General features: G+C 60.2%; 22 protein-coding genes. 11 read left to right on the top strand and 11 right to left on the bottom strand.

Annotation, left to right across the window (positions count from 1 at the left end):
* Nucleotides 1-233: 233 nt before the first annotated feature.
* From AC56QX_RS00680 to AC56QX_RS00665, 4 genes are all read right to left on the bottom strand, one after another.
* On the bottom strand, nucleotides 234-755 hold the full coding sequence (locus tag AC56QX_RS00680) for a GNAT family N-acetyltransferase (RefSeq protein WP_497113249.1): 522 nt from the start codon (nucleotides 753-755) through the stop codon (nucleotides 234-236).
* Nucleotides 752-1,192, bottom strand: a complete 441-nt coding sequence (locus AC56QX_RS00675) for a GNAT family N-acetyltransferase (RefSeq protein ID WP_497113247.1) — start codon at nucleotides 1,190-1,192, stop codon at nucleotides 752-754. The genes AC56QX_RS00680 and AC56QX_RS00675 overlap by 4 nt, the downstream gene beginning before the upstream one ends.
* Nucleotides 1,189-1,698: a DoxX family protein gene (locus AC56QX_RS00670; protein ID WP_497113246.1), complete on the bottom strand. Its 510-nt coding sequence runs from the start codon at nucleotides 1,696-1,698 to the stop codon at nucleotides 1,189-1,191. Before AC56QX_RS00670 ends, AC56QX_RS00675 begins: the two co-directional genes overlap by 4 nt.
* 214 nt (nucleotides 1,699-1,912) lie before the next feature.
* On the bottom strand, nucleotides 1,913-2,455 hold the full coding sequence (locus AC56QX_RS00665; protein ID WP_497113245.1) for a carboxymuconolactone decarboxylase family protein: 543 nt from the start codon (nucleotides 2,453-2,455) through the stop codon (nucleotides 1,913-1,915).
* A 117-nt stretch (nucleotides 2,456-2,572) separates the two neighbouring features.
* On the opposite strand from AC56QX_RS00665, the gene AC56QX_RS00660 reads away from it, so the two are divergent.
* Nucleotides 2,573-3,484: a LysR family transcriptional regulator gene (locus tag AC56QX_RS00660; protein ID WP_497113244.1), complete on the top strand. Its 912-nt coding sequence runs from the start codon at nucleotides 2,573-2,575 to the stop codon at nucleotides 3,482-3,484.
* 47 nt (nucleotides 3,485-3,531) lie between these two features.
* Here the strand turns inward: AC56QX_RS00660 and AC56QX_RS00655 are convergent, their stop codons facing one another.
* From AC56QX_RS00655 to AC56QX_RS00630, 6 genes are all read right to left on the bottom strand, one after another.
* A complete protein-coding gene (locus AC56QX_RS00655; RefSeq protein ID WP_497113243.1) occupies nucleotides 3,532-4,239 on the bottom strand; it encodes an NAD(P)H-dependent oxidoreductase in 708 nt (235 codons plus the stop codon).
* A gap of 26 nt (nucleotides 4,240-4,265) precedes the next feature.
* A complete protein-coding gene (locus AC56QX_RS00650; RefSeq protein WP_497113242.1) occupies nucleotides 4,266-4,742 on the bottom strand; it encodes a DoxX family protein in 477 nt (158 codons plus the stop codon).
* A gap of 11 nt (nucleotides 4,743-4,753) precedes the next feature.
* The gene (locus AC56QX_RS00645) at nucleotides 4,754-5,539 is read right to left on the bottom strand and encodes an HvfC/BufC family peptide modification chaperone (RefSeq protein WP_497113241.1); all 786 of its coding nucleotides are present in this window, start codon (nucleotides 5,537-5,539) and stop codon (nucleotides 4,754-4,756) included.
* Nucleotides 5,526-6,560, bottom strand: coding sequence for an MNIO family bufferin maturase (gene bufB / locus AC56QX_RS00640; RefSeq protein ID WP_202359982.1), 1,035 nt, complete (start codon nucleotides 6,558-6,560; stop codon nucleotides 5,526-5,528). Before bufB ends, AC56QX_RS00645 begins: the two co-directional genes overlap by 14 nt.
* Nucleotides 6,561-6,602: 42 nt before the next feature.
* Nucleotides 6,603-6,872: a BufA1 family periplasmic bufferin-type metallophore gene (locus tag AC56QX_RS00635; RefSeq protein WP_023766714.1), complete on the bottom strand. Its 270-nt coding sequence runs from the start codon at nucleotides 6,870-6,872 to the stop codon at nucleotides 6,603-6,605.
* A gap of 230 nt (nucleotides 6,873-7,102) precedes the next feature.
* On the bottom strand, nucleotides 7,103-8,146 hold the full coding sequence (locus AC56QX_RS00630; RefSeq protein ID WP_497113239.1) for a patatin-like phospholipase family protein: 1,044 nt from the start codon (nucleotides 8,144-8,146) through the stop codon (nucleotides 7,103-7,105).
* A gap of 46 nt (nucleotides 8,147-8,192) precedes the next feature.
* Between AC56QX_RS00630 and AC56QX_RS00625 the strand changes: the two genes are divergently transcribed.
* The 6 genes from AC56QX_RS00625 to AC56QX_RS00600 all read left to right on the top strand — a co-directional run bounded on the left by AC56QX_RS00625 (nucleotide 8,193) and on the right by AC56QX_RS00600 (nucleotide 12,541).
* Nucleotides 8,193-8,468 (top strand): hypothetical protein, encoded by a 276-nt coding sequence (locus AC56QX_RS00625; RefSeq protein ID WP_497113237.1) that lies wholly within the window; start codon nucleotides 8,193-8,195, stop codon nucleotides 8,466-8,468.
* A gap of 192 nt (nucleotides 8,469-8,660) precedes the next feature.
* On the top strand, nucleotides 8,661-8,936 hold the full coding sequence (locus tag AC56QX_RS00620; protein ID WP_497113235.1) for a hypothetical protein: 276 nt from the start codon (nucleotides 8,661-8,663) through the stop codon (nucleotides 8,934-8,936).
* Nucleotides 8,937-9,143: 207 nt separating this feature from the next.
* Nucleotides 9,144-10,058 carry a LysR family transcriptional regulator gene (locus AC56QX_RS00615; RefSeq protein WP_497113233.1) on the top strand — a complete coding sequence of 305 codons (915 nt, stop codon included), beginning with the start codon at nucleotides 9,144-9,146 and terminating at the stop codon, nucleotides 10,056-10,058.
* 193 nt (nucleotides 10,059-10,251) lie between these two features.
* Nucleotides 10,252-10,734 (top strand): cupin domain-containing protein, encoded by a 483-nt coding sequence (locus AC56QX_RS00610; protein ID WP_497113231.1) that lies wholly within the window; start codon nucleotides 10,252-10,254, stop codon nucleotides 10,732-10,734.
* Between the two features lie 92 nt (nucleotides 10,735-10,826).
* Nucleotides 10,827-12,029, top strand: a complete 1,203-nt coding sequence (locus AC56QX_RS00605) for an MFS transporter (RefSeq protein WP_497113230.1) — start codon at nucleotides 10,827-10,829, stop codon at nucleotides 12,027-12,029.
* 47 nt (nucleotides 12,030-12,076) lie between these two features.
* A complete protein-coding gene (locus AC56QX_RS00600; protein WP_497113229.1) occupies nucleotides 12,077-12,541 on the top strand; it encodes a DUF302 domain-containing protein in 465 nt (154 codons plus the stop codon).
* A gap of 66 nt (nucleotides 12,542-12,607) precedes the next feature.
* On the opposite strand, the gene AC56QX_RS00595 is transcribed toward AC56QX_RS00600, so the two are convergent.
* A complete protein-coding gene (locus tag AC56QX_RS00595) occupies nucleotides 12,608-13,519 on the bottom strand; it encodes a LysR family transcriptional regulator (RefSeq protein WP_497113226.1) in 912 nt (303 codons plus the stop codon).
* Between the two features lie 285 nt (nucleotides 13,520-13,804).
* Between AC56QX_RS00595 and AC56QX_RS00590 the strand changes: the two genes are divergently transcribed.
* Genes AC56QX_RS00590 through AC56QX_RS00575 form a run of 4 tightly spaced genes read left to right on the top strand, consistent with a single transcriptional unit; the run spans nucleotide 13,805 to nucleotide 18,576 of the window.
* Nucleotides 13,805-14,587 carry a 3-hydroxybutyrate dehydrogenase gene (locus AC56QX_RS00590; protein WP_497113225.1) on the top strand — a complete coding sequence of 261 codons (783 nt, stop codon included), beginning with the start codon at nucleotides 13,805-13,807 and terminating at the stop codon, nucleotides 14,585-14,587.
* Nucleotides 14,588-14,613: 26 nt separating this feature from the next.
* Nucleotides 14,614-15,771 (top strand): patatin-like phospholipase family protein, encoded by a 1,158-nt coding sequence (locus tag AC56QX_RS00585; protein WP_497113223.1) that lies wholly within the window; start codon nucleotides 14,614-14,616, stop codon nucleotides 15,769-15,771.
* A 45-nt stretch (nucleotides 15,772-15,816) separates the two neighbouring features.
* Entirely contained in the window at nucleotides 15,817-17,211 is a 1,395-nt protein-coding gene (locus AC56QX_RS00580) for an NAD(P)/FAD-dependent oxidoreductase (protein ID WP_096454064.1), read from the top strand.
* Nucleotides 17,212-17,229: 18 nt separating this feature from the next.
* Nucleotides 17,230-18,576: a dihydrolipoyl dehydrogenase family protein gene (locus AC56QX_RS00575; protein WP_497113222.1), complete on the top strand. Its 1,347-nt coding sequence runs from the start codon at nucleotides 17,230-17,232 to the stop codon at nucleotides 18,574-18,576.
* The last annotated feature ends 29 nt before the right edge of the window (nucleotides 18,577-18,605 follow it).

The following is an 18,605-nucleotide window of genomic DNA, read 5'->3' as shown; positions in this document are numbered from 1 at the left end:
ACACTCGCCATGGGCGACAAGCCATATGCCGTCTCCGGGGAAGGCCTGGCCATAACAGTCCACTATTCGCCCCTTAGCGATTGACTGTTACAGCTTCACAGGAACGTGACCGATGCCTTGGAGTTCTCAGAGAGAGCGGGCCTATACGCCGGCAGAACATCGGAGCGAATGTGCTACCTCAGGGTCGCCTGGCTCATCGCGTCAAAGGGATGCGAATCCTCATGCTAAGGCGCTCAAGCTTCGGAAAGAACAAGGCGCATCGCACAACGTCGGCTTGCTGGCATCCCGTGTTCGACTTCTCGACGCAGCACCTGACGAAGCCACTCTCCCGCTTGCGCATCGTCCAGCATCTGGAAGCCCAGCTTTTGGTAAAATGGAGCGTTCCAGATCACGTCGCGGAACGTGGTTAAGCTGAGGGCGACAAGGCCGCGGCCCCCCGCATCCGTGATTGCATTCTCAAGCAAGACGCGTCCGATCCCAGAGCGCTGGCGATCAAGGCGCACGGCAAGTTCCCAGATGTGTAATGTATCGTCCTGGATCTCCGCGCTCAGGAACGCGACCGGCTGGTCGTCGTGCTCCACCGCGACCCAGCACGTGCCCTTGGCGATGAGTTCACGGTGGCGTTCGACGGTCTGGTTGTCGTCATCGGCGATCCAGGCAAGCGCTGCAATTTCACGGTAAGCCTCACCAGCCGACTGTTCGATATCGGGAAGTGCTTCCGCGTCAGTATCTTGCGCGATTCGAATGGTGGTCATGAAGTTGCCGTCGTGGCTTCTAGGGTTCTGCAGAGAATGACGTTGGAGTGTCCCTCGGGCCAATCTGCAAACTCTGCTACACGCACGAAACCGGCTTTTTCATACAGTCCTGGCGCCTGGAAATCATGGCTCTGCACCCAGATCCGCCTGACGCCTCGAGCGACGGCTTCGGCGGCGAAGGCGTTCAACAGCTCTCGCGCATAGCCGCGTCCCCTAAACGCCTCTTCGATCCACATCTGTTTGAGTTCGGAAGTGCCTGCCCAGGAATATCCTGTTGCGACACCGATGATGCGTCCCACCTCGTCGCGGATCACAAAGCCAAGGCCCTGGGCGTCATCGCGCCCAACAGCATGTTGGTTGTAGGCGTAGATACTGTCTTCAATGGCGTCGATTTCAATTGCAGAAAGATCGTGCTGGGGTTGGGCAAGGATGGTCATCTCGAGCGCTCGATTCCCTTGGGCCGAGACAAGACTGTCTCAAGCGACAAACGGCCGGGACCACCTACTGCAAGCGTTGCAAGGCCGCCCAGGTAAAGCAGGATTATTTCGTAGCCGACAGGCCCGAACCGGATCCCTGTGGCTGTCACTTCGGCAAACTTCACGGAGAAGAATCCGTATTGGGAATGGACTGTGAACAATGCAGTCAAAAGCACGATCGCCATCGGCACACTGACGATCGGAATAAATGCGCCCGCCAGCACAGCACCGCCGCCGACAAGTTCAACCAGCGTGGTCAGCCATGCTAGCGCTTGAGGCTCCGGCACTCCCAGTGTCTGAAGCACGGCGCCAAAGCTTTCCGGTCCTCTGCTGAGTTTGGCGTAGCCATGGGCCAAAAAGCCAAAGCCCACGATCAACCTTATCGGCAACGGCGCCCATCCGGCAGGTTTGGTGGGTGGGGCGAGCGTAATCTTTGAGACAAGTCCACCGAGACGCATTGCCGACATACCTCATCTTTGTGCGATGTGCCTGAAGTTCGGCAACATCTGGGAAAGCCCGCCATTACGGACTTGAGTGACAGTTTGCTATTCGCCAGATGGTGACTAACCGTTACGGTCTCACAGCATCGTTACCGCCACTCTGGGATAGCCCGACGAGCTGAATCAAAATCGCCCGGCCACCTCATGCGGTAGGCCGGGCTTAGTTTGAGAGTGCGGTCGGTCAGGCGGCTTCGGCGCGAACGACAGGGAAGTCGATATCGGTCTCTGCGACATTGTTGATGAGATTGGTCAGGAAGTTCTCGGCTACGACGGCGACAATCTCGACGACTTGAGCCTCGATAAAGCCTGCCAGTTTCACGGCCGCAATGTCGGAGTCCTTTACCTTGCCGCGGGTCTCCGCCACCCTGGCCGCGAAACGCACCGCCGCGTCAGCCTTCGGATCGCCCGACGCGCCCTTGCGGTTGAGCGCAATCTCCTCGGGGCTGATCTTTGCCAGGTTGAGGCCGAGATAGGTGTGAGCTGACAGGCAGTAGTCGCAGCCGTTTACCTGGGCAACGGCCAATGCGATGCGTTCGCGGGTTTTCACGTCCAATGCTTTAGTGAGCGCGCCGGACAGGCCGGTCATGCCCGCCAGAGCTGCAGGGCTAATGGAAACGAGGCGGAAAAGGCCGGGAACGACGCCAAGCTGCTTGTTCACGGCGTCGAGAATGGGTTGCGAGGCGACCGGGGCTGCTTCGCGGGTTGGGATGGCAATACGGGACATGTCTCTCTCCTGTTCGATGATGTCGGTGCGACAGGGACCTACCTATTATCTTTCAGCAAACGAGAGTATTGGGTGTCACAAAGATATAGCCTCTCAGCTGATGGAAGGGCTGGCTTCATGGACCGTCTCGAAGCAATGTCAATTTTGATTGCCGCCGTCGAAACCGGCAGTCTCTCCGCGGCAGGGCGCAAACTTGGAACGCCCCTTCCAACGATCAGTCGCAAGGTTGCAGAGTTGGAGGCCTATCTACACACCCGGTTGCTCGTCCGATCGACACGACGGCTTATCTTGACCGACAGCGGGGCCGCCTATGTCGCGGCCTGCAAGCAAATCCTGGAGCAAGTGGGCGAGGCGGAGCGAACCGCCTCCGGCGAATACAACACGCCAAAGGGCGATCTGATCATTACGGCACCCGTCGTATTCGGACGACTGCATGTTCTGCCGGCGATAAATGATTTCCTCTCGCACTTTCCAGACATCAACGTGCGGTTGGTGCTCTCAGACCGCAATGTGAATCTCATCGACGACCATGTCGATATGGCCGTTCGAATTGGTCCTTTGCCAGACAGCAGCATGGTGGCGACGCGGATAGGATCGGTGCGTCGCGTTGTCTGCGGCAGTCCGGCCTACTTTGCTGACCATGGCGTGCCAAAGGCGCCGGCCGATCTTTCTGGAGTCTCTTGCGTCACCTTCGACGTCTTGGCATCCGCCACATCCTGGAGTTTCTCAATGCCAGGTTCGAATGCAGACCAAACCGTTGCCATCCGCTCACGCCTTTCTGTAAATACCGCTGAGGCCGCGATCGACGCGGCCGTGGCAGGTGTAGGCCTCACCAGGGTGCTGTCCTATCAAGCGGCAAAGGCGATCGAGCAAGGAAAGCTGGTCGCCGTTCTTGAAGAGTTCGAACCAGAACCGATGCCGGTCAGCCTCGCCCATGCGGGCCAAGGGCTTTTGCCCCTCAAGATGCGATCCTTTCTTGATTTTGTAGCTCCGCGTTTGCGCAAAGCCCTCCTGCCAAAGCCTGACTGATGGCCAAACCGTTGATTCACGAGTTGATGTCCCGCACGAGCCCCAATTCATATCGATCTCAGGACGTAGCTGTCGTCGAAGTCGGCAAGCCTAGGATACGCAATCGTCGGAGCACTAACGAGGCCTAGAACGCGTTGGCAATAGCGGGCCAGGTGCTCCCGTCGCTCGCTGTCGCCAATGCGCGCCGGTGCATGCACGAGGAACGGCTCGATCACCGTGAAGCCGACAAAGTAGAGCATCCCGTGGTTGATCGGGAACAGGATTTCCGCGATTGGACCGTTTAGTCCGCGGTCGGAATAGATCGGCTTCGGGCCGCCAATTGTGACGGAACACATCGCGCGCTTTCCTGCGAAGACGCCGCGATCATACCATTTGCCGCCGCCGTAGATACGGCCACCCGACGCGAACACGCGGTCAACCCAGCCCTTAAGGATTGCCGGCAGCCCAAACCACCAGAGCGGAAACTGCAGGATCAAGGCGTCGCACCAGAAGAGTTTGTCCATCTCGGCCTGAATGTCCGGTGCGAAACCGTTATGGATAGCCGCGTTCGCCTCCTCGGCCTGCTGGCGGTAATAGTCAGCATCTCGGATGGTCGTGAAGTTGCCTCGATCCGATACCGGATTGAAGCCCATAGCGTAGAGATCGGAAATAGCGACCTCGTGTCCCGCGCCGGACAGTGCCACTTGCGCTGCGCGGGTTAGTGCGCCGTTAAAGCTGTTGGGTTCCGGGTGGGCATGAACGATGAAGATGCGCACCGCGCTTCCCTAGCCGGTCGAGATGTTCATTTTCTGGATGCTGAAAAGGACCGCTCCGCAACGTAGTCGAGCGAAAAGACGCCGGCACCACGGGTCAGCACGAGCAGGAGCAGCGAGGCCCACAACAGATGCTCGGCCCAGTTCTCCGGGAAAACGAAAATCTGGATTACCAATACGACACCGAGCAGCATCAGCGCGCCAAGGCGGGAGAACAGCCCCAGGAAGAGCAGCACCGATCCCGTGATTTCGGCAGTCGTTGCCAGAGGCGCTGCGATCGACGGATCGATGAACGGCAGATTGTATTCGTTGGCAAACAGCTGCAGCGTCACCGGCCAGGAGGCCAGCTTCGTTTGCGCGGACTGCCAGAAGACATGCGATATCGCGAGGCGGGCCGCGAGTTGGACCAGGGAAAATGGAATGCGTTCCGGCAGCTTGATGACGCGCCTGTAGAGGCCGACAAGACCGCCAGCATTGGACGAGGAATATTCTGGTATCGCGGTCATAACTTTCTCCATCAGTTTGAGAGGGGATGTATCGGGATACGCACGTCCGTAACGAGCTCGTCGCCAAACAGACGCACGAGCGCGGACACGAGATCGAAAGACGGATCGAGGGCGAGGGCGCGGCCCATGGCGTGTTCGAGGCCGAGGCCGTGCTTCAACGAATGCCGGAACGCAAAATTCGCACGATCGAGAGGAACCAGACGAACATTATCCCCGGCCCGCCACAACGCCACGCGTTGAGGGCGCCTTATCCAGGCACTCTGCTGGTCGATCGTCGCCTCTTGCTGGTGCGCCGTCCAAACGGACAGGATCGACCAGTGCGAAACGATCAGCCGCAGGGAGGGCTGCAACAGGATATCGGGTGAGGGTCCCAGATTGGTGCCGTCATATTCAGACAGGGTTCGCGACGGCAGGCAAACGGCGTCGAGCGCTTCTGCGATGGTCCATTCGAGCCGAGCCGTTTCGGCCACGATCGGCATGTCGGAAAGTGTGTCGATCGTCTTCAGGAAGCGCGGGAAGCCGGCGCCATAACGCGCCAGCCGCGACTCCACCGGCGGATGCCGTCGAATGAACTCGCTGGCTACGAAACGGAAGAACCGTTCATCGACAAGGCGAACCGTGACGGGAAACATCGCCATCAGCACCGAAGTGAGCGAACTGCGGGTGTTGTTTTGGTAGATACGCAGGCGCGCCAAAGGATCGGCCTTGCCGGCGGTCAAAATTTTTGCGGCGACCAACGGCTCCATGGAGAGCACCGAGCGCGCCATGGTGGTCTGCAAGTCTTCAAGCGGCAGCATGATATCCTCCCTGTATAATTGGCGGCAACGCTAACGGCATGACCTGTCCGGCCTTGGCGACGGCAAATGCCGCAAGCACGGGCATGCCTGTCCTTGCCTCGGTTTCGAAGGAAACGAGGGTGGACTGTGGTCGGGGTTTTGCGGCCGCCGTTTGTCTCGCGGCCTGCTTGCGGTTGAACATGATCGAAGCGGAAAGCATGTCGGCCCACATCGCTTCGCCGAGCAGCACATCGAGAACAGGAACATCGGTGTCCCATTCGATCAGGGTAGGGCGCGGTCCAAGCCGACTTATGGCATGCTGGTAGAGCGCCCAGACAACCGGTGGCACGCGCGAGCCATGATCGTCGATGAGCACGGTGTCGGTCCCGACGTGATTGGTCGCATGTCCGGCAAGATGGATCTCACCGATAGCCTCTACTGGCAGCGCATCGATGAAGGCTTTTGCATCATATTGGAGGTTGTGCGCCGAAACCTGGACATTGTTGACATCCAGCAGCAGGCCACAGCCGGTCCGCGCGACGAGCTCGGCCAGGAATTCGGCCTCGTTCATGGAGGAATCCACAAAGGCGACATAGGCAGACAGATTTTCGATCAGCACCTGCCGCCCCAGCGCGCCCTGGACAGTCTCGACATTGCGCGCCACGATCGCCAGCGCCTCTTCGTCATAGCGCAGCGGCAACAGGTCGTTCAGGTAGGCGCCGTCGGCCACGCTCCAGGCGAGATGTTCCGAGACGAGATCGGGCTGGAAGCGCTCGCAGACCTTGCGCAGCCTTTCCAGATGATCGCGGTCCACTCCTCGCGCGCTGCCCAGCGAGAGGCCAACGCCATGAACCGATAGCGGATAGATTTGGCGCAGCCGGTCCAGCGCTTCGACGCCGGCGCCGTGTCCCATGTAGTTCTCGGCATGCACTTCGAGCCAGCCAGCGGAGGGTCTGCGGGTCAGCATCTCGCTGATGTGAGGTGAACGAAGACCGATGCCCGCTGATGCGGGGATCGAGAGGCGCTGAAATGCACGGGACATCGGTCTGCTCCTTCCAAGGGGGTTGGCTCGAAGTCTGATCGGTTAGGCCTTAGGCTTGTCGCTGCCGCCAGCGATCTTCGCGCAGCTGCCGGCGGGCACGTAGAGCCACGAATCCGGCTGGTTGTCGGCGGTGGAGGTGCCGGCGCAGGAATGCGTCGCGGTCTGGCAGTCGTTCTGGCCAGCCTTGACGACGCCGTAGCACTTTTCGAAGGCGAAGGCGGGCTTGGCGGCCGGGCCGCTATAGGCGGCCGTTGCGGCCAGCGAAGTGGCGGCCGCTAGGGCCGATCCGATGAGGGTTTTGGCGTTGATCACAGACGTGTCTCCTGGTTGCGTTTCGAGGGAAAGACCGACCTTGCGGCCTGTCTGCAAGCAGTGTCCCTGATCCGGCGGCCGAGCTGAAATGCTGTCTCGGCATGGATTTGATACGCGGTCACTATGTTGAAGCCCCTGCCAAGCAAAAGCCCTCCGGTGGGGAACCGGAGGGCTTGCCGCCTGCGTTCGTGAGCGGGCGAAGCAGGCGCGACTAGGCGGGGAGGAAGCGCCTAGACATATCGTCCTCTTCTCTCGACGGCGGCGCGGTCGTCCGCGAAATGGTCGGCCATAAGCCAGTCCTCAACTTTCTTCCGCCCTCTGTCGCGCATGGCGGTCAGTTCACCCCAGTCGGTCCAGGGCCTTAAAAACATCGTTGCGCCAGCCCGGTGCGCAGCGTCGAAGATGGTCTGTGTCCGGGCCAAATTCGGGGTGCCGGGCATGGCGGCGACGCGATGATCCGAACAGGGCGTCATGGACCTTGAGGGCTTGCCGGCGATGATCAACTGGGCACCTGGTTCAATGGCCCGGAACGATGGCAAAACCGAAACGTCCCCGTCACCCCAGTAGGTGTCACCGTCGATCTCCACGGCCGGGAACAGGAATGGGACCGTCGCCGCTGCTAGGATGATATCGATCGACAATTGATCGCTTGGGAAGACCTTCACAGCATCGGTGCGGGCATTCGAAGCCACGATGTTGAGTTTCACAGGACAGGTCTTCTTACGGATCTCCGCAATTTCGATTGTCTGCTCCAGGATGGATCTCAGAGGGCTGGCCTTCTCCGCCATCAACATCGATGCGTGACTGACGCGTCGCCAGAAATTGGTGAGTGCCGTGCGTGCACCACGCTGGCCGCCCAGGGCCAGACCATAGGCGAGAACTGCGGCTTCCATCGCGCCGAACCCGGACGCTGTAATGTTGCCGAAGCAGAGGTCAGGCTGATCCAGCAAGCGGTCAAGAACGCCCCAGACAAACGCGCCGTGTGCATCGTTTGCCACGACAATGTCGACAGGTTGCCGGTCGTCCATCGCACGGCCTGCGCCGCCTAGGGAGGTTCGGCTGGTTTCGATTCCGGTCTGGATATGCGTCGTGTTGGTCTCCATCCCATAACGCTGCCAGGGGGCGTTCGATGAAGAGATTGCCGCATCATCTGCTGCTGGCGAAATGCCAAGCTGGCATGAACTCCATAGGTAGATTGCATTGGTCGCCATCGCGTGCCCGTCGCAAATTTGGTTGCCAGGCAAACCAGAGGGGTTGGTTGTTTTGACCAGCACGACGACTGTCGCCTAGGCAATCGATCGACAGCCAAAGGAATGCGTCATGAAAATACGAACCTTGTATGTAGGGGTGATTGCTCTCGGTCTTCTTGCGGGAGGCGCCTCCGCCGACCCCCTCAGCGATCTGGCATCTTTCCCCTCGTTCTACAAAGATGCCGGGATGAAAACGATGAAGCCGATGGCTGAGTTCAAGAAGGCGTGGCGAGCCACGCCAAAGCGAGATCGGGCCGCAATGAAGAGGGCGTGCAACGACCCGGCGATGAGCAAGGCACATGCGCCGTTCTGCGCAAACGTCCTGGCGCTTGGTAGCGCCAAATAGCTGCAAGTCAGGCCATCAGTGGCTGGCTACAGAACCGGCATAAACTCCATACGCAGATGGCATTGGCAACTCCCACACCGATTGCAGCAAAGTGCATCCCGGCAAGGAGAGACCACAGAGTTTTAAATTGCTGTCGATAATTACTGCAGTCCTCGATGGGACGATTGCTCAACTCCAGAGAAGGATCATACCATGAATATCAAAGCTATCTGCCTCGGCGCCTTTGCACTTTCCGTTCTCGGCGGCGTTGCGTTCGCCGGCGCGCTCGACGAGCCGTCCAACATGCAGCCCTTCTTCACCGACGCCGGCATGAAGACGATGAAATCGGATGCCGACTTCAAAGCAGCCTGGGGCGCTATGTCGAAGGACAAACGGGATGCCATGAAGAAAGAATGCAACGACGCAGCGATGAGCAAGCCCCATGCCGAATTCTGCGTGAAAGTTCATCAGCTCGGCGGCAACAGCTGAACGTCACCCTGGCTTTCCAGAGCGCGACGGCGAGCAAGTTGCTCGCCGCCGTCCCCCATGTCGCCAAAGCCTTTCAGTGGCGCCAAACCGCGCCAGCCCATGACGATATGCTATGAACTTTATAGCAGCGGTGCATTGGAACGTTGATGTCGTTTGCGGCAAGGTTCAATTGAGCAAAAAAGGACGACGCAACGGGGACAAATCGGCATGGACATTCATCACATCCGCTACTTCCTTGCCGTGTGCGAGACGCGCAATTTCACGCGCGCCGGCGAAAAGTGCAATGTCACCCAGCCAGCGCTGTCTCGCGCCATCCAGCAGCTCGAAGACGAGGTCGGCGGCCTGCTGTTTCGCCGCGAGCGAAACCTGACCCACCTCACCGATCTTGGCGTGCTGCTGCGCCCTCGTTTCCAGCAGATCCTGGACGAGCTGACCGGAGTGCGGCAGGAAGCGTCGAGATTCTTGTGCCTGGAAAATGCCAACCTCAAAGTTGGCGTCATGTGCACCATCGGGCCGCGCCGCTTCACTGGCCTGCTGGCCGACTTCAACAGACGCCAACAGGGCATCCAGCTGCAGCTGGTCGAAGGCGTGCCGGCATCGCTTTCCCAACTGCTCGAATCAGGGGAAATCGACGTTGCCATCATGGCGTCGAGCAACAGCTTTCCAGACCGGTTCGATGTGACCCCGCTTTATCGCGAACGCTTTGTTCTGGCCTTTCCAAACGGCCATCGGCTGGCTCGCAACGACAATGTCGCCATCTCCGAACTCGACGGTGAAAACTATCTCAGGCGGCTCAACTGCGAGTATCGTGATCACCTCGCCGGACTGTGCACCGACCGCGGCGTGAAGCTCAGGATCTCCTACGCCAGCGAGCGCGAGGACTGGATCCAGAATATGGTTTCAGGCGGACTTGGGATATGCTTCATCCCGGAGTTCAGCGCAGTGATCCCGGGCTTGCAGGTCCGGCCCGTCATTGATCCCGAAGTCTGGCGGGAAGTGTCCCTGGTCGTCGTCGCGGGACGCAGGTTCTCGCCGGCGGCATCGGCCTTCGTCAACAGCGTCAAGGCGCATGGCTGGCCGGAAAGTGCCATAGCCCAGGCAATCCACAAGACCGCAGCCTGAAGCAAACTCCAAGAAATTCTGGCACGGCGTGGCATGTGACGCCATGCGTCTGCGTGCAGCCATGATGGCTCACGATAGTTTTCAGGTATCGAATTGAAAGCCAGTCAGCATTTCTCTTCCTTCGCGGCTCCGATCATTCTCCCTGTCATGCCCCGCCTCCCGCGTTTGGGCACCGACAAAGGAGAAATACAAGATGGCTACCAAGAAACTCAACCTCGCGTTTGCGGTAGGGCTGCTTTCCGCAACTGCTGCCTTTTCCGCTGCTCCGGCCTTCGCCGGCGACTGCCCTGCCGGCCAGGCCGCTACGACCGACATCCAGGAACATCCAAGCACGCCGGTCGGCGTCGTCGACACGGTTCTCTCCGCGATCGATCTGAGCAGCAAGGGCGAGGCCTGGAAAGGCAACATGCTGCGCCTGCGTAAGCTCGTCGTGCAGCCGGGCGGCGTCGTGCCGTGGCATGAGCACAATGTCCGCCCAGCCAACATTATCGTCGTCGAAGGCTCGATCACCGAATATCGCAGCACCTGCAAGGTCGGCATCGAGCATCCGGCCGGCGACGTGACCGCCGAGTTCGGCCAACTCGCTCACTGGTGGAAGAACAACGGCAAGGTGCCCGCGGTGCTCTATTCGGCCGACGTCCTGCCGCCGGCAATGCACGAAGACCACATGATGTGAGCCGCTCGGCGCGGCGAACAGATTCCAGCATCAGCAACTGAACGCGCGTCCTCGGGTGATCTCCTGGGGACGTGTGGCCACGGAGCCTTGTCATGACGACCAGTGAACAGACTGAACCGACGCGGCTGCGCATGGTTGCCGCTGACAGCTGGCGCTTCGGGCTGATTGCCCTGATCGCGTTTCTCACGCTCGTCGATCTGTTCGCCACCCAGGCCATCCTGCCTTCGCTGGTGATAAAATTCGGCGTTAGCCGCGCGACCATGGGTTTTGCCGTTAACGCCAGCACGTTCGGCATGGCTGTGGCCGGGATCGCGGTGGCGCTTTTCGGCAGGAACCTCGATCGCCGCAACGGCATCTGGATCAGCCTTGCGGTGCTGGCGATCCCGACGACGCTCTTGTCGCAGACCGACAGTATCTTGGTCTTCGCCCTGCTGCGTGTTGGCCAAGGCTTGTGTATGTCGACCGCGTTCACGCTGACAATGGCCTACCTGGCCGAGCATTTTTCCGCGCGGCAGACGACGAGTGCGCTTGCGGCCTATGTGACCGGCAACGTCGCCAGCAACTTCTTCGGACGGCTGATGTCGGCCGCCGTCGCCGACACATTCGGCATTTCCACCAACTTCCTGACATTCGCCGCCCTCAATCTGATTGGCGCGGCTCTCGTCTGGTTCACGCTGCAGAAGACATCCGCGATGATGCGTGCCGACACGATGGGCGGGCCCGCCCGCGCGGCTTGGAAGGGTCCGGTGAAAAACACCGAGCTGCGCGGATGCTTTGCCATCGGCTTCCTGATCCTCTTCGTATTTATCGGCACTTTCACCTATGTGAATTTCCAGCTCGTCGCCGCGCCACTATCGCTGTCGCCGATGGCGCTCGGACTGGTCTATTTCGTCTTCCTGCCTTCCATGCTGACCACTCCCCTGGCCGGGCGTGTCGCCGCGGGCCTCGGTCCAAGGGTCGGCATCGGTTCGACGCTCGTGCTGGCGATCCTGGGTTTGCTTTTGCTGCTCACGACCAGCCTTCCGATCGTTCTTGCCGGGATGGCTCTGGTCGCAATTGGCACCTTCCTGGCGCAGGCAATAGCGACAGGACACGTTAGCCGCACCGCCTCGCACGACCGCGCCGCCGCAAGTGGCATTTACCTCGCCTCCTACTATGCCGGCGGGCTCGCCGGCAGCTTCGTCATCGGACAAATCTACGACCGGATCGGCTGGACCGTATGCGTGGCCGTGCTTGCTGCGGTCCTCGCCGGCGCGATCGCAGTGGCGCGCGTGCTTCAAACTCCAAAGGCATGAGAGACCTAACGACCGAGAATCTTGACTATCCAACAAAGGAGACTGAGATGACCAACTACCTGAAAACCATGATTGCCGGCGGCGCCATGATGATGGCGATCGTTCTCCCAGCCGCAGCTTCGGACGGTGTCGTGACGGTGAAGAGCGACTATTCCGTCGGCGAGACGGTCGCGCGCATCAAGAGGGATGTTCTCAAGAAGGGCATCAAGTTCTTTGGCGTCATCGACCAGGCAAGACTTGGCAAGAATGCCGGCAACGATGTCAGGCCGTCTCGGCTGGTGATGTTTGGCAACCCGGCGCTTGGGACGACCTTCATCACATCAAATCCGGAAGCCGGGCTCGATTGGCCGGTGCGTGTTCTGGTCTATCAGACTGCGGATGGTGCGGTTTATGCGGCCTACAGCGATTTCGACTGGATCGCCAAGCGGCATGGAATTACCGACCGCGAGGCGCAGTTCAAGATGGCGACCGAAGTCATCCGGTCCGTCACCTCGACGATCAGAAAAAACTGAGCGCGAAACGATGCGCCTGGGATCCGTGGCCCGGATATGCTAGGCTGGATGCTCGCCGCGACAGGGCTACTCGGCGGCGGACAATGCCTTCGCCCGCTCACCGAACCACCTTTTCTGCGTAGCCTCGCGCACCAGCGCGCCAACCGCTGGCGAATGCCTGCGGCCGCGCACGGTGACGAGATTGACCTCGCGCCAGAATTCCGGCTCGGTGATCGGCAAGGCCACCACTCCCGGGTGCTTGGCGGTATGCTCGGGCATGAAACCGAAACCAAGCCCGGCGGCGATCATCGCGAGTGTCCAATCGTCGCGATCGCTCCAGTAAACGGGGCTGACGGTGACGCCCTGCTCGGAGAGAACGGCGTCCGCATACCCGGCAAATTCACAGTTGTTGCGGTGGATGTAACTTTCATTGCTCATGTCTTTCACTTGCACTCTGCGCTGGTTGGCGAGGCGATGGGTCAGATGGACCGCCATCACCATCTGCTCGCGAAAAAGCGGCAAGGAGTGCACTTCCTCGTCGGGAACGTTCGACGGCAATGCGTAAATGGCTGCCTCGAGATCGCCCTCGAGCAGCCGCCGCCGTAAACTCGGCGCGTCGGCGTCGCAAAGATGAAGCTCCACACCCGGGTGATGGCCGCGGATGGACGAGATGAGCTCGATGATCTCGTCGGGAGCAATCGTGCTCATGATACCGACCCTGAGCGGCGTCTTCTTCAGATGCACATACTGCTCGGCTATCTGCTTGGCCTGCCGGGAGTTCTCAAAAACACCCTCAAGATAGGTTTCGACCATGCGGCCGAGTTCCGTTAGATGGGTGAAGCGTCGCTCACGATGAAAAAGGGCGCCGCCAAATTCGTCCTCCAGCAGCTTGATGGCACGTGAAAGCGCGGGCTGCGTGACGTTGCACTCCTCCGCCGCCCGGGTGAAGTTCAATTCCTTCGCGACGGCCAAGAAATATCTGACCTGACTGATCTCCACTGCACGCTCCCCCAGCGGGCATGCATACGGCACGACCCGTGTTGCGGCGCGATCTTACTAGTTGACCCTACGTCAAACAAGCCAACGCGGCGAAGTCGACGGCTTCGCCGGCACCGAGCTTACGATCTGACCGTCAGCTATCGAATCCATGTCTCAACGGCATTTCCGCTGCTTCGCGCGTCTCGCCATACTCCGTGCAGAACTCCAGGACCTGGGCGCGCAAGCCCGTTGCTCGCAGCCGTTTGCCGGCCATCCCGGCCGCGGCTCCAACCGAAGGAAACGACGATGCTCAGCGGAAAGACAGCACTCATCACCGGCTCGACCAGCGGCATCGGCAAAGGCATCGCCGAGGCCTTCGCGGCCAAGGGCTGCAACATTGTGCTCAATGGTTTCGGCGATACCGGTGAGATTGAACTGCTGCGGGCAAAGCTTGCCGCTGACCACGGGGTGACCGTTCGTTACGACAATGCGGACATGAGCAAGGGTGGCGCGATCACTGCGATGATGGATAAGGCGATCGCCGAGTTCGGCGCGGTCGACATCCTCGTCAACAATGCCGGCATTCAGCATGTCGCACCGATCGACGAATTCCCGATCGAGAAATTCGAGGCGGTCGTGGCGATCGATCTCATGTCGTCGTTCTATACCATCCGGCGCGCGCTGCGGGCGATGAAGGAGCGAAAATGGGGTCGCATCATCAACGTTGCCTCCGCCCACGCCCTTGTCGCCTCGCCATACAAATCCGCCTATGTCGCCGCCAAGCATGGGGTCGCCGGCCTGACCAAGACGGTCGCGCTGGAAGTCGCCGAACAGGGCATCACCGTCAACGCGGTATGTCCCGGTTATGTGCTGACCCCGCTGGTTGAAAAGCAGATACCAGACACCGCCAAGGCACGCGGGATCACCGAGGAGCAGGTGATCAAGGATGTGCTCCTGGCCGCCCAGCCTACCAAGCAGTTTGTGACCGTCGCCCAGGTTGCGGCGCTTTGCCTGTTCCTGGCCTCAGACGATGCGGCATCGATCACCGGCGCCATCATGCCGATCGAAGGCGGCTGGACAGCCCATTGAATCCGGCAACGAGGAGCAAAAAGACTATGAACAAGATCGCCCGAAATACGTCAGCTTCGGACACTTTTCCAGAGACCGGCCATCAGGCCGATGGTTCGGTCCAGCGCCAGACCGTATTGGTGCTTCAAGGAGGAGGAGCCCTCGGAGCCTACCAAGCAGGTGTCTACCAGGCGCTCGCCGAAGGTGGGATTGAACCGGATTGGGTCATCGGCACCTCGATCGGCGCCATCAACGCCGCGCTGATCGCAGGGAACGAGCCGAAGGATCGGTTGCCCAAGCTTCAGGAATTCTGGGACGGCGTCAGCCGGAGCAGCCCGCTCGACGAGTTTTTCCGGATGATGGTTCCAAGCAACATCTTTGCCAATATGGGCACGGTCATGCGCGGCATACCGGGCTTCTTTGAACCGAACCCAAGCGCCATGTTCGGAGTAAACCGCGAAGTGGGTGTCGAGAACGCCTCCTACTACACGACCGATCCGCTCAAGAGGACGCTGAATGACCTGATCGACTTCGACTATCTCAACCGGCGCCATACGCGGCTGACGGTCGGCGCGGTCAACGTCAACACCAGCGAACTCAAATACTTTGACACCCGTGAGATGACGCTGTCGGTGGCGCACATCATGGCGTCGGGCGCCTTGCCGCCGGCGTTTCCGGCGGTCTGTATCGACGGCGAACCCTATTGGGATGGCGGGATCTATTCGAACACGCCCATCGAGGTCGTGCTCGACGCGCGTCCACGGCGCGACTCGCTGATTTTTGCCGTGAACATGTGGCAGCCCCGAGCCACCGAGCCGAAATCGATCTGGCAGGTCATGGGTCGGCAAAAGGACCTTCAATACGCCAGCCGGGGCAAGAGCCATGTGGCTCGGCAGGAGCAACTGCACCGTCTGCGGCACGTCGTGCGTGAAATGGGCAGGCTGGTTCCCGAGGAGCGGCGTGAGGATCCGATGTTCAAGGAACTTGCTTCCTATGGCTGCCCGTCGGTCATGCACCTCGTGCGGCTGCTTTCGCCCCGCCTGGACGGCGAGGACCACACCAAGGACATCGACTTCACCCGCTCAGGCATCCGCACGCGCTGGCAGGCCGGATACGAACACGGGCAGCGAGTCCTCTCGGAGAAGCCCTGGGAATGCGACGTCGACATGCTGCAGGGCATCGTCATCCACGAATCGCAAGAGTGACTTGTTCGAGCGCCTCGGGACCGAGGAAAGAGACGGAGAATACCGATGCAGATCATCACTCCGGGAATGCGGCTGGTTCCGGAAGCCGTGCTCGCCAACAACGCCGCGCTTTTCCGCACGATACCGGAAACCCCATCGCATGCGGACACGTCACTGCATCGAGTGGTCATCGTTGGCGGCGGCGCGGGCGGACTGGAACTCGCGACGCGTCTCGGCCGCAAGTTCGGCAAGCGACGGCTTTCCGTCACGCTTGTCGACCGCAACCGCACGCACATCTGGAAACCACTTCTGCACGAGGTGGCGTCCGGTGCCTTGAGTGCGTCGAACGATGCGGTGGAATACATTGCCCATGCCAGCCGCCACCATTATCGATATCGCATCGGTGAAGTCGTCGGCATTGATCGCTCCAGGCGCCAGGTCTTTGTCGCGCCAAGCTTCGACGACGATGGCAGGCAGATCATCCCGCCGCGTGTATTGGGCTATGATACGCTGGTGCTGGCCGTAGGCAGTGTCAGCAACGACTTCGGCACGCCAGGGGCGGCACGCCACGCAATCGCGCTCGATACTGCTGAGCAGGCCGCCCGTTTCAACAAACGCATGATAGACGCGTGCCTGCGCGCCAATGCGCAATACGAGCAACTGTCGCCGAGCCAACTCCATTGCGTCATCGTTGGCGCAGGCGCCACCGGCGTCGAACTGGCAGCAGAGCTGCACAAGTCGATGCGTGAGATCGCATCGCACAATCTCGACAACATCGATTTTGAAAGGCTGATCCGCATCACCCTCATTGAGGCAGGGCCGCGCATCTTGCCGGCGTTGCCGGAACACCTGGCACGCGCTTCGGCACGTCTGCTTGTTGATCTGGGCGTCCAGATACGGTGCGGGATCAGGGTCACCGAGGTGACGGGGGAAGGCATCAAGCTTGGTGAGAAATTGTTTGTGCCTGCCGAACTCGTTGTCTGGTCCGCTGGGATCAAGGCCCCGGATTTCCTGAAAACGCTTGATGGCCTCGAAACGGACCGCATCAACCGCCTGGTCGTGGATGAGACACTGCAAGCCAGAGGGGACGAAAACGTGTTTGCGATCGGTGACTGCGCGAGTTGTGTTTTGCCCGGTGGGGGCGACCCATTGCCGCCGCGCGCCCAGACCGCTCATCAGCAGGCCGATCACCTGGTCAAGGTGATTGCCGCGCGCCTCGAGGGACGGGCCGCGCCGGCTTTCCGCTATCGAGACTTCGGATCCCTTGTTTCGCTCGCTGACTATGGCTCATTTGGCAGCCTGATCGGTGGACTGAAGATCGAAGGTCTGCTCGCCCGGCTGATGTATCGCTCGCTCTACAAGCTGCATCTCAAGGCAGTGCACGGACTTGCGAAGACCACCCTGGACTCGATTGGCGAGATAGTGGCGCGGCGCAGCAGGCCTCGGATCAAGCTCCACTGAACCTGTGCAGGCGGCGCGATGAAAAAGTATGATGTCGTGATCCTCGGCGGCGGCAACGCCGGAATGGGCGTGACGGTGGCTACTCGCGCTGCGGGGCTGTCGGTGGCCATGATCGAGGCACGCGACCTCGGGGGCACTTGCCCCAATCGTGGATGCACACCGAAGAAGGTGCTCGTAGCGGCGGCTCATGCGCTCCACGAGATCGAACGGGCTGATCGGCACGGGATCACGATCGGCAAGCCGAGGCTCGACTGGCGTGCCCTGATCGAGCGCGAAAAAGACATTATCGATGACATTCCGTCCCGCCTGTCTGGATTGATGGCCAAGCGCGGTGTCGATGTCATCGTCGGGGAGGCCGCTTTCATCGGGAGCAATGCCATCAGTGTCGACGGTCGCGAGCTTGAGGCCGGGAACATTGTCATCGCAACCGGTTCGAAGCCGCGATCCCTACCAATTCCTGGTGCCGAGCACCTGACGGTTTCCGACGATGTCCTGAATGATCCGGTGCTCCCTCGCGCGGTCGTCTTCGTCGGCGGCGGCGTCATTGCCTTCGAACTGGGCCACGTTTATGCGCGTGCCGGCGTTGACGTGACGATTCTTGAAGCATTGCCACATCTGCTGGGAGCATTCGACGCCGATGCCGTGGCCCAGATCCGTAGCGAGAGCGAACGCATAGGCATTCGAGTCCGCACGCTTGCCTGGGTCAAGAAGATCGAGAAGGCCGAAGGACGATTGCGCGTCACCTTTGTGGCGGATGGCGTCCAGCACGCAGTGGACGCGGACAGAGTTGTGAATTGCGCTGGACGAGTGGCCAATGTCGAGGGGCTCGATCTTGGCGCTGGCGTCATCGTGCATCGTGAAGGCCGCATCGAAATCGACGATCATCTGCGTTCGCGGTCGAACCCTGACGTCTATGTCTGCGGCGACGCGGTATGGAATTCTCCGCAGCTTTCACCTGTCGCGACTTACGAGGGCGGCATAGTTGGCCGCAATATCGTCGATGGACCGAGACACCGGCCGGACTATGGCCAGATACCGTCGGCTCTCTACACGGTCCCCGCTTTGGCCAGCGTCGGGCTGACCGAGGCCAGGGCGAAAGAGCAAGGCCTTGGCGTAAAGGTCCATGTGAACGATATGCTGGGCTGGCTTTCCGCCAGGACTTATGCCGAGACAGTGGCGTGGTCGAAGATCATCGTAGAGAAGACCACCGACAGGATCGTTGGCGCTCACATTGTGGGCCATGCCGGGGAAGAGCTGATCCATATTTTCGCGCTTGCCATGAAACATGACATCACGGCGTCGCAGCTGTCCGAAACGGTTTACGGCTTCCCGACCTTCGCCTCGGATATCAGGAACATGATGTAACGAATCGAGGAGAGGCTGCGAACAGAATA

It is taken from the genome of Mesorhizobium sp. RCAM 06353 (assembly GCF_059683585.1).
The sequence above is the reverse complement of the archived record's forward strand: the minus strand, read 5'-3'. Positions and strand labels throughout refer to the sequence as shown.

Bases quoted from the DNA above. Each gene is read 5' to 3' on its own strand.
- AC56QX_RS00680 (WP_497113249.1), bottom strand. From the start codon at position 755: ATGACCACCATTCGAATCGCGCAAGATACTGACGCGGAAGCACTTCCC.
- AC56QX_RS00675 (WP_497113247.1), bottom strand. From the start codon at position 1,192: ATGACCATCCTTGCCCAACCCCAGCACGATCTTTCTGCAATTGAAATC.
- AC56QX_RS00670 (WP_497113246.1), bottom strand. From the start codon at position 1,698: ATGTCGGCAATGCGTCTCGGTGGACTTGTCTCAAAGATTACGCTCGCC.
- AC56QX_RS00665 (WP_497113245.1), bottom strand. From the start codon at position 2,455: ATGTCCCGTATTGCCATCCCAACCCGCGAAGCAGCCCCGGTCGCCTCG.
- AC56QX_RS00660 (WP_497113244.1), top strand. From the start codon at position 2,573: ATGGACCGTCTCGAAGCAATGTCAATTTTGATTGCCGCCGTCGAAACC.
- AC56QX_RS00650 (WP_497113242.1), bottom strand. From the start codon at position 4,742: ATGACCGCGATACCAGAATATTCCTCGTCCAATGCTGGCGGTCTTGTC.
- AC56QX_RS00645 (WP_497113241.1), bottom strand. From the start codon at position 5,539: ATGCTGCCGCTTGAAGACTTGCAGACCACCATGGCGCGCTCGGTGCTC.
- bufB (WP_202359982.1), bottom strand. From the start codon at position 6,560: ATGTCCCGTGCATTTCAGCGCCTCTCGATCCCCGCATCAGCGGGCATC.
- AC56QX_RS00625 (WP_497113237.1), top strand. From the start codon at position 8,193: ATGAAAATACGAACCTTGTATGTAGGGGTGATTGCTCTCGGTCTTCTT.
- AC56QX_RS00620 (WP_497113235.1), top strand. From the start codon at position 8,661: ATGAATATCAAAGCTATCTGCCTCGGCGCCTTTGCACTTTCCGTTCTC.
- AC56QX_RS00615 (WP_497113233.1), top strand. From the start codon at position 9,144: ATGGACATTCATCACATCCGCTACTTCCTTGCCGTGTGCGAGACGCGC.
- AC56QX_RS00610 (WP_497113231.1), top strand. From the start codon at position 10,252: ATGGCTACCAAGAAACTCAACCTCGCGTTTGCGGTAGGGCTGCTTTCC.
- AC56QX_RS00605 (WP_497113230.1), top strand. From the start codon at position 10,827: ATGACGACCAGTGAACAGACTGAACCGACGCGGCTGCGCATGGTTGCC.
- AC56QX_RS00600 (WP_497113229.1), top strand. From the start codon at position 12,077: ATGACCAACTACCTGAAAACCATGATTGCCGGCGGCGCCATGATGATG.
- AC56QX_RS00590 (WP_497113225.1), top strand. From the start codon at position 13,805: ATGCTCAGCGGAAAGACAGCACTCATCACCGGCTCGACCAGCGGCATC.
- AC56QX_RS00585 (WP_497113223.1), top strand. From the start codon at position 14,614: ATGAACAAGATCGCCCGAAATACGTCAGCTTCGGACACTTTTCCAGAG.
- AC56QX_RS00580 (WP_096454064.1), top strand. From the start codon at position 15,817: ATGCAGATCATCACTCCGGGAATGCGGCTGGTTCCGGAAGCCGTGCTC.
- AC56QX_RS00575 (WP_497113222.1), top strand. From the start codon at position 17,230: ATGAAAAAGTATGATGTCGTGATCCTCGGCGGCGGCAACGCCGGAATG.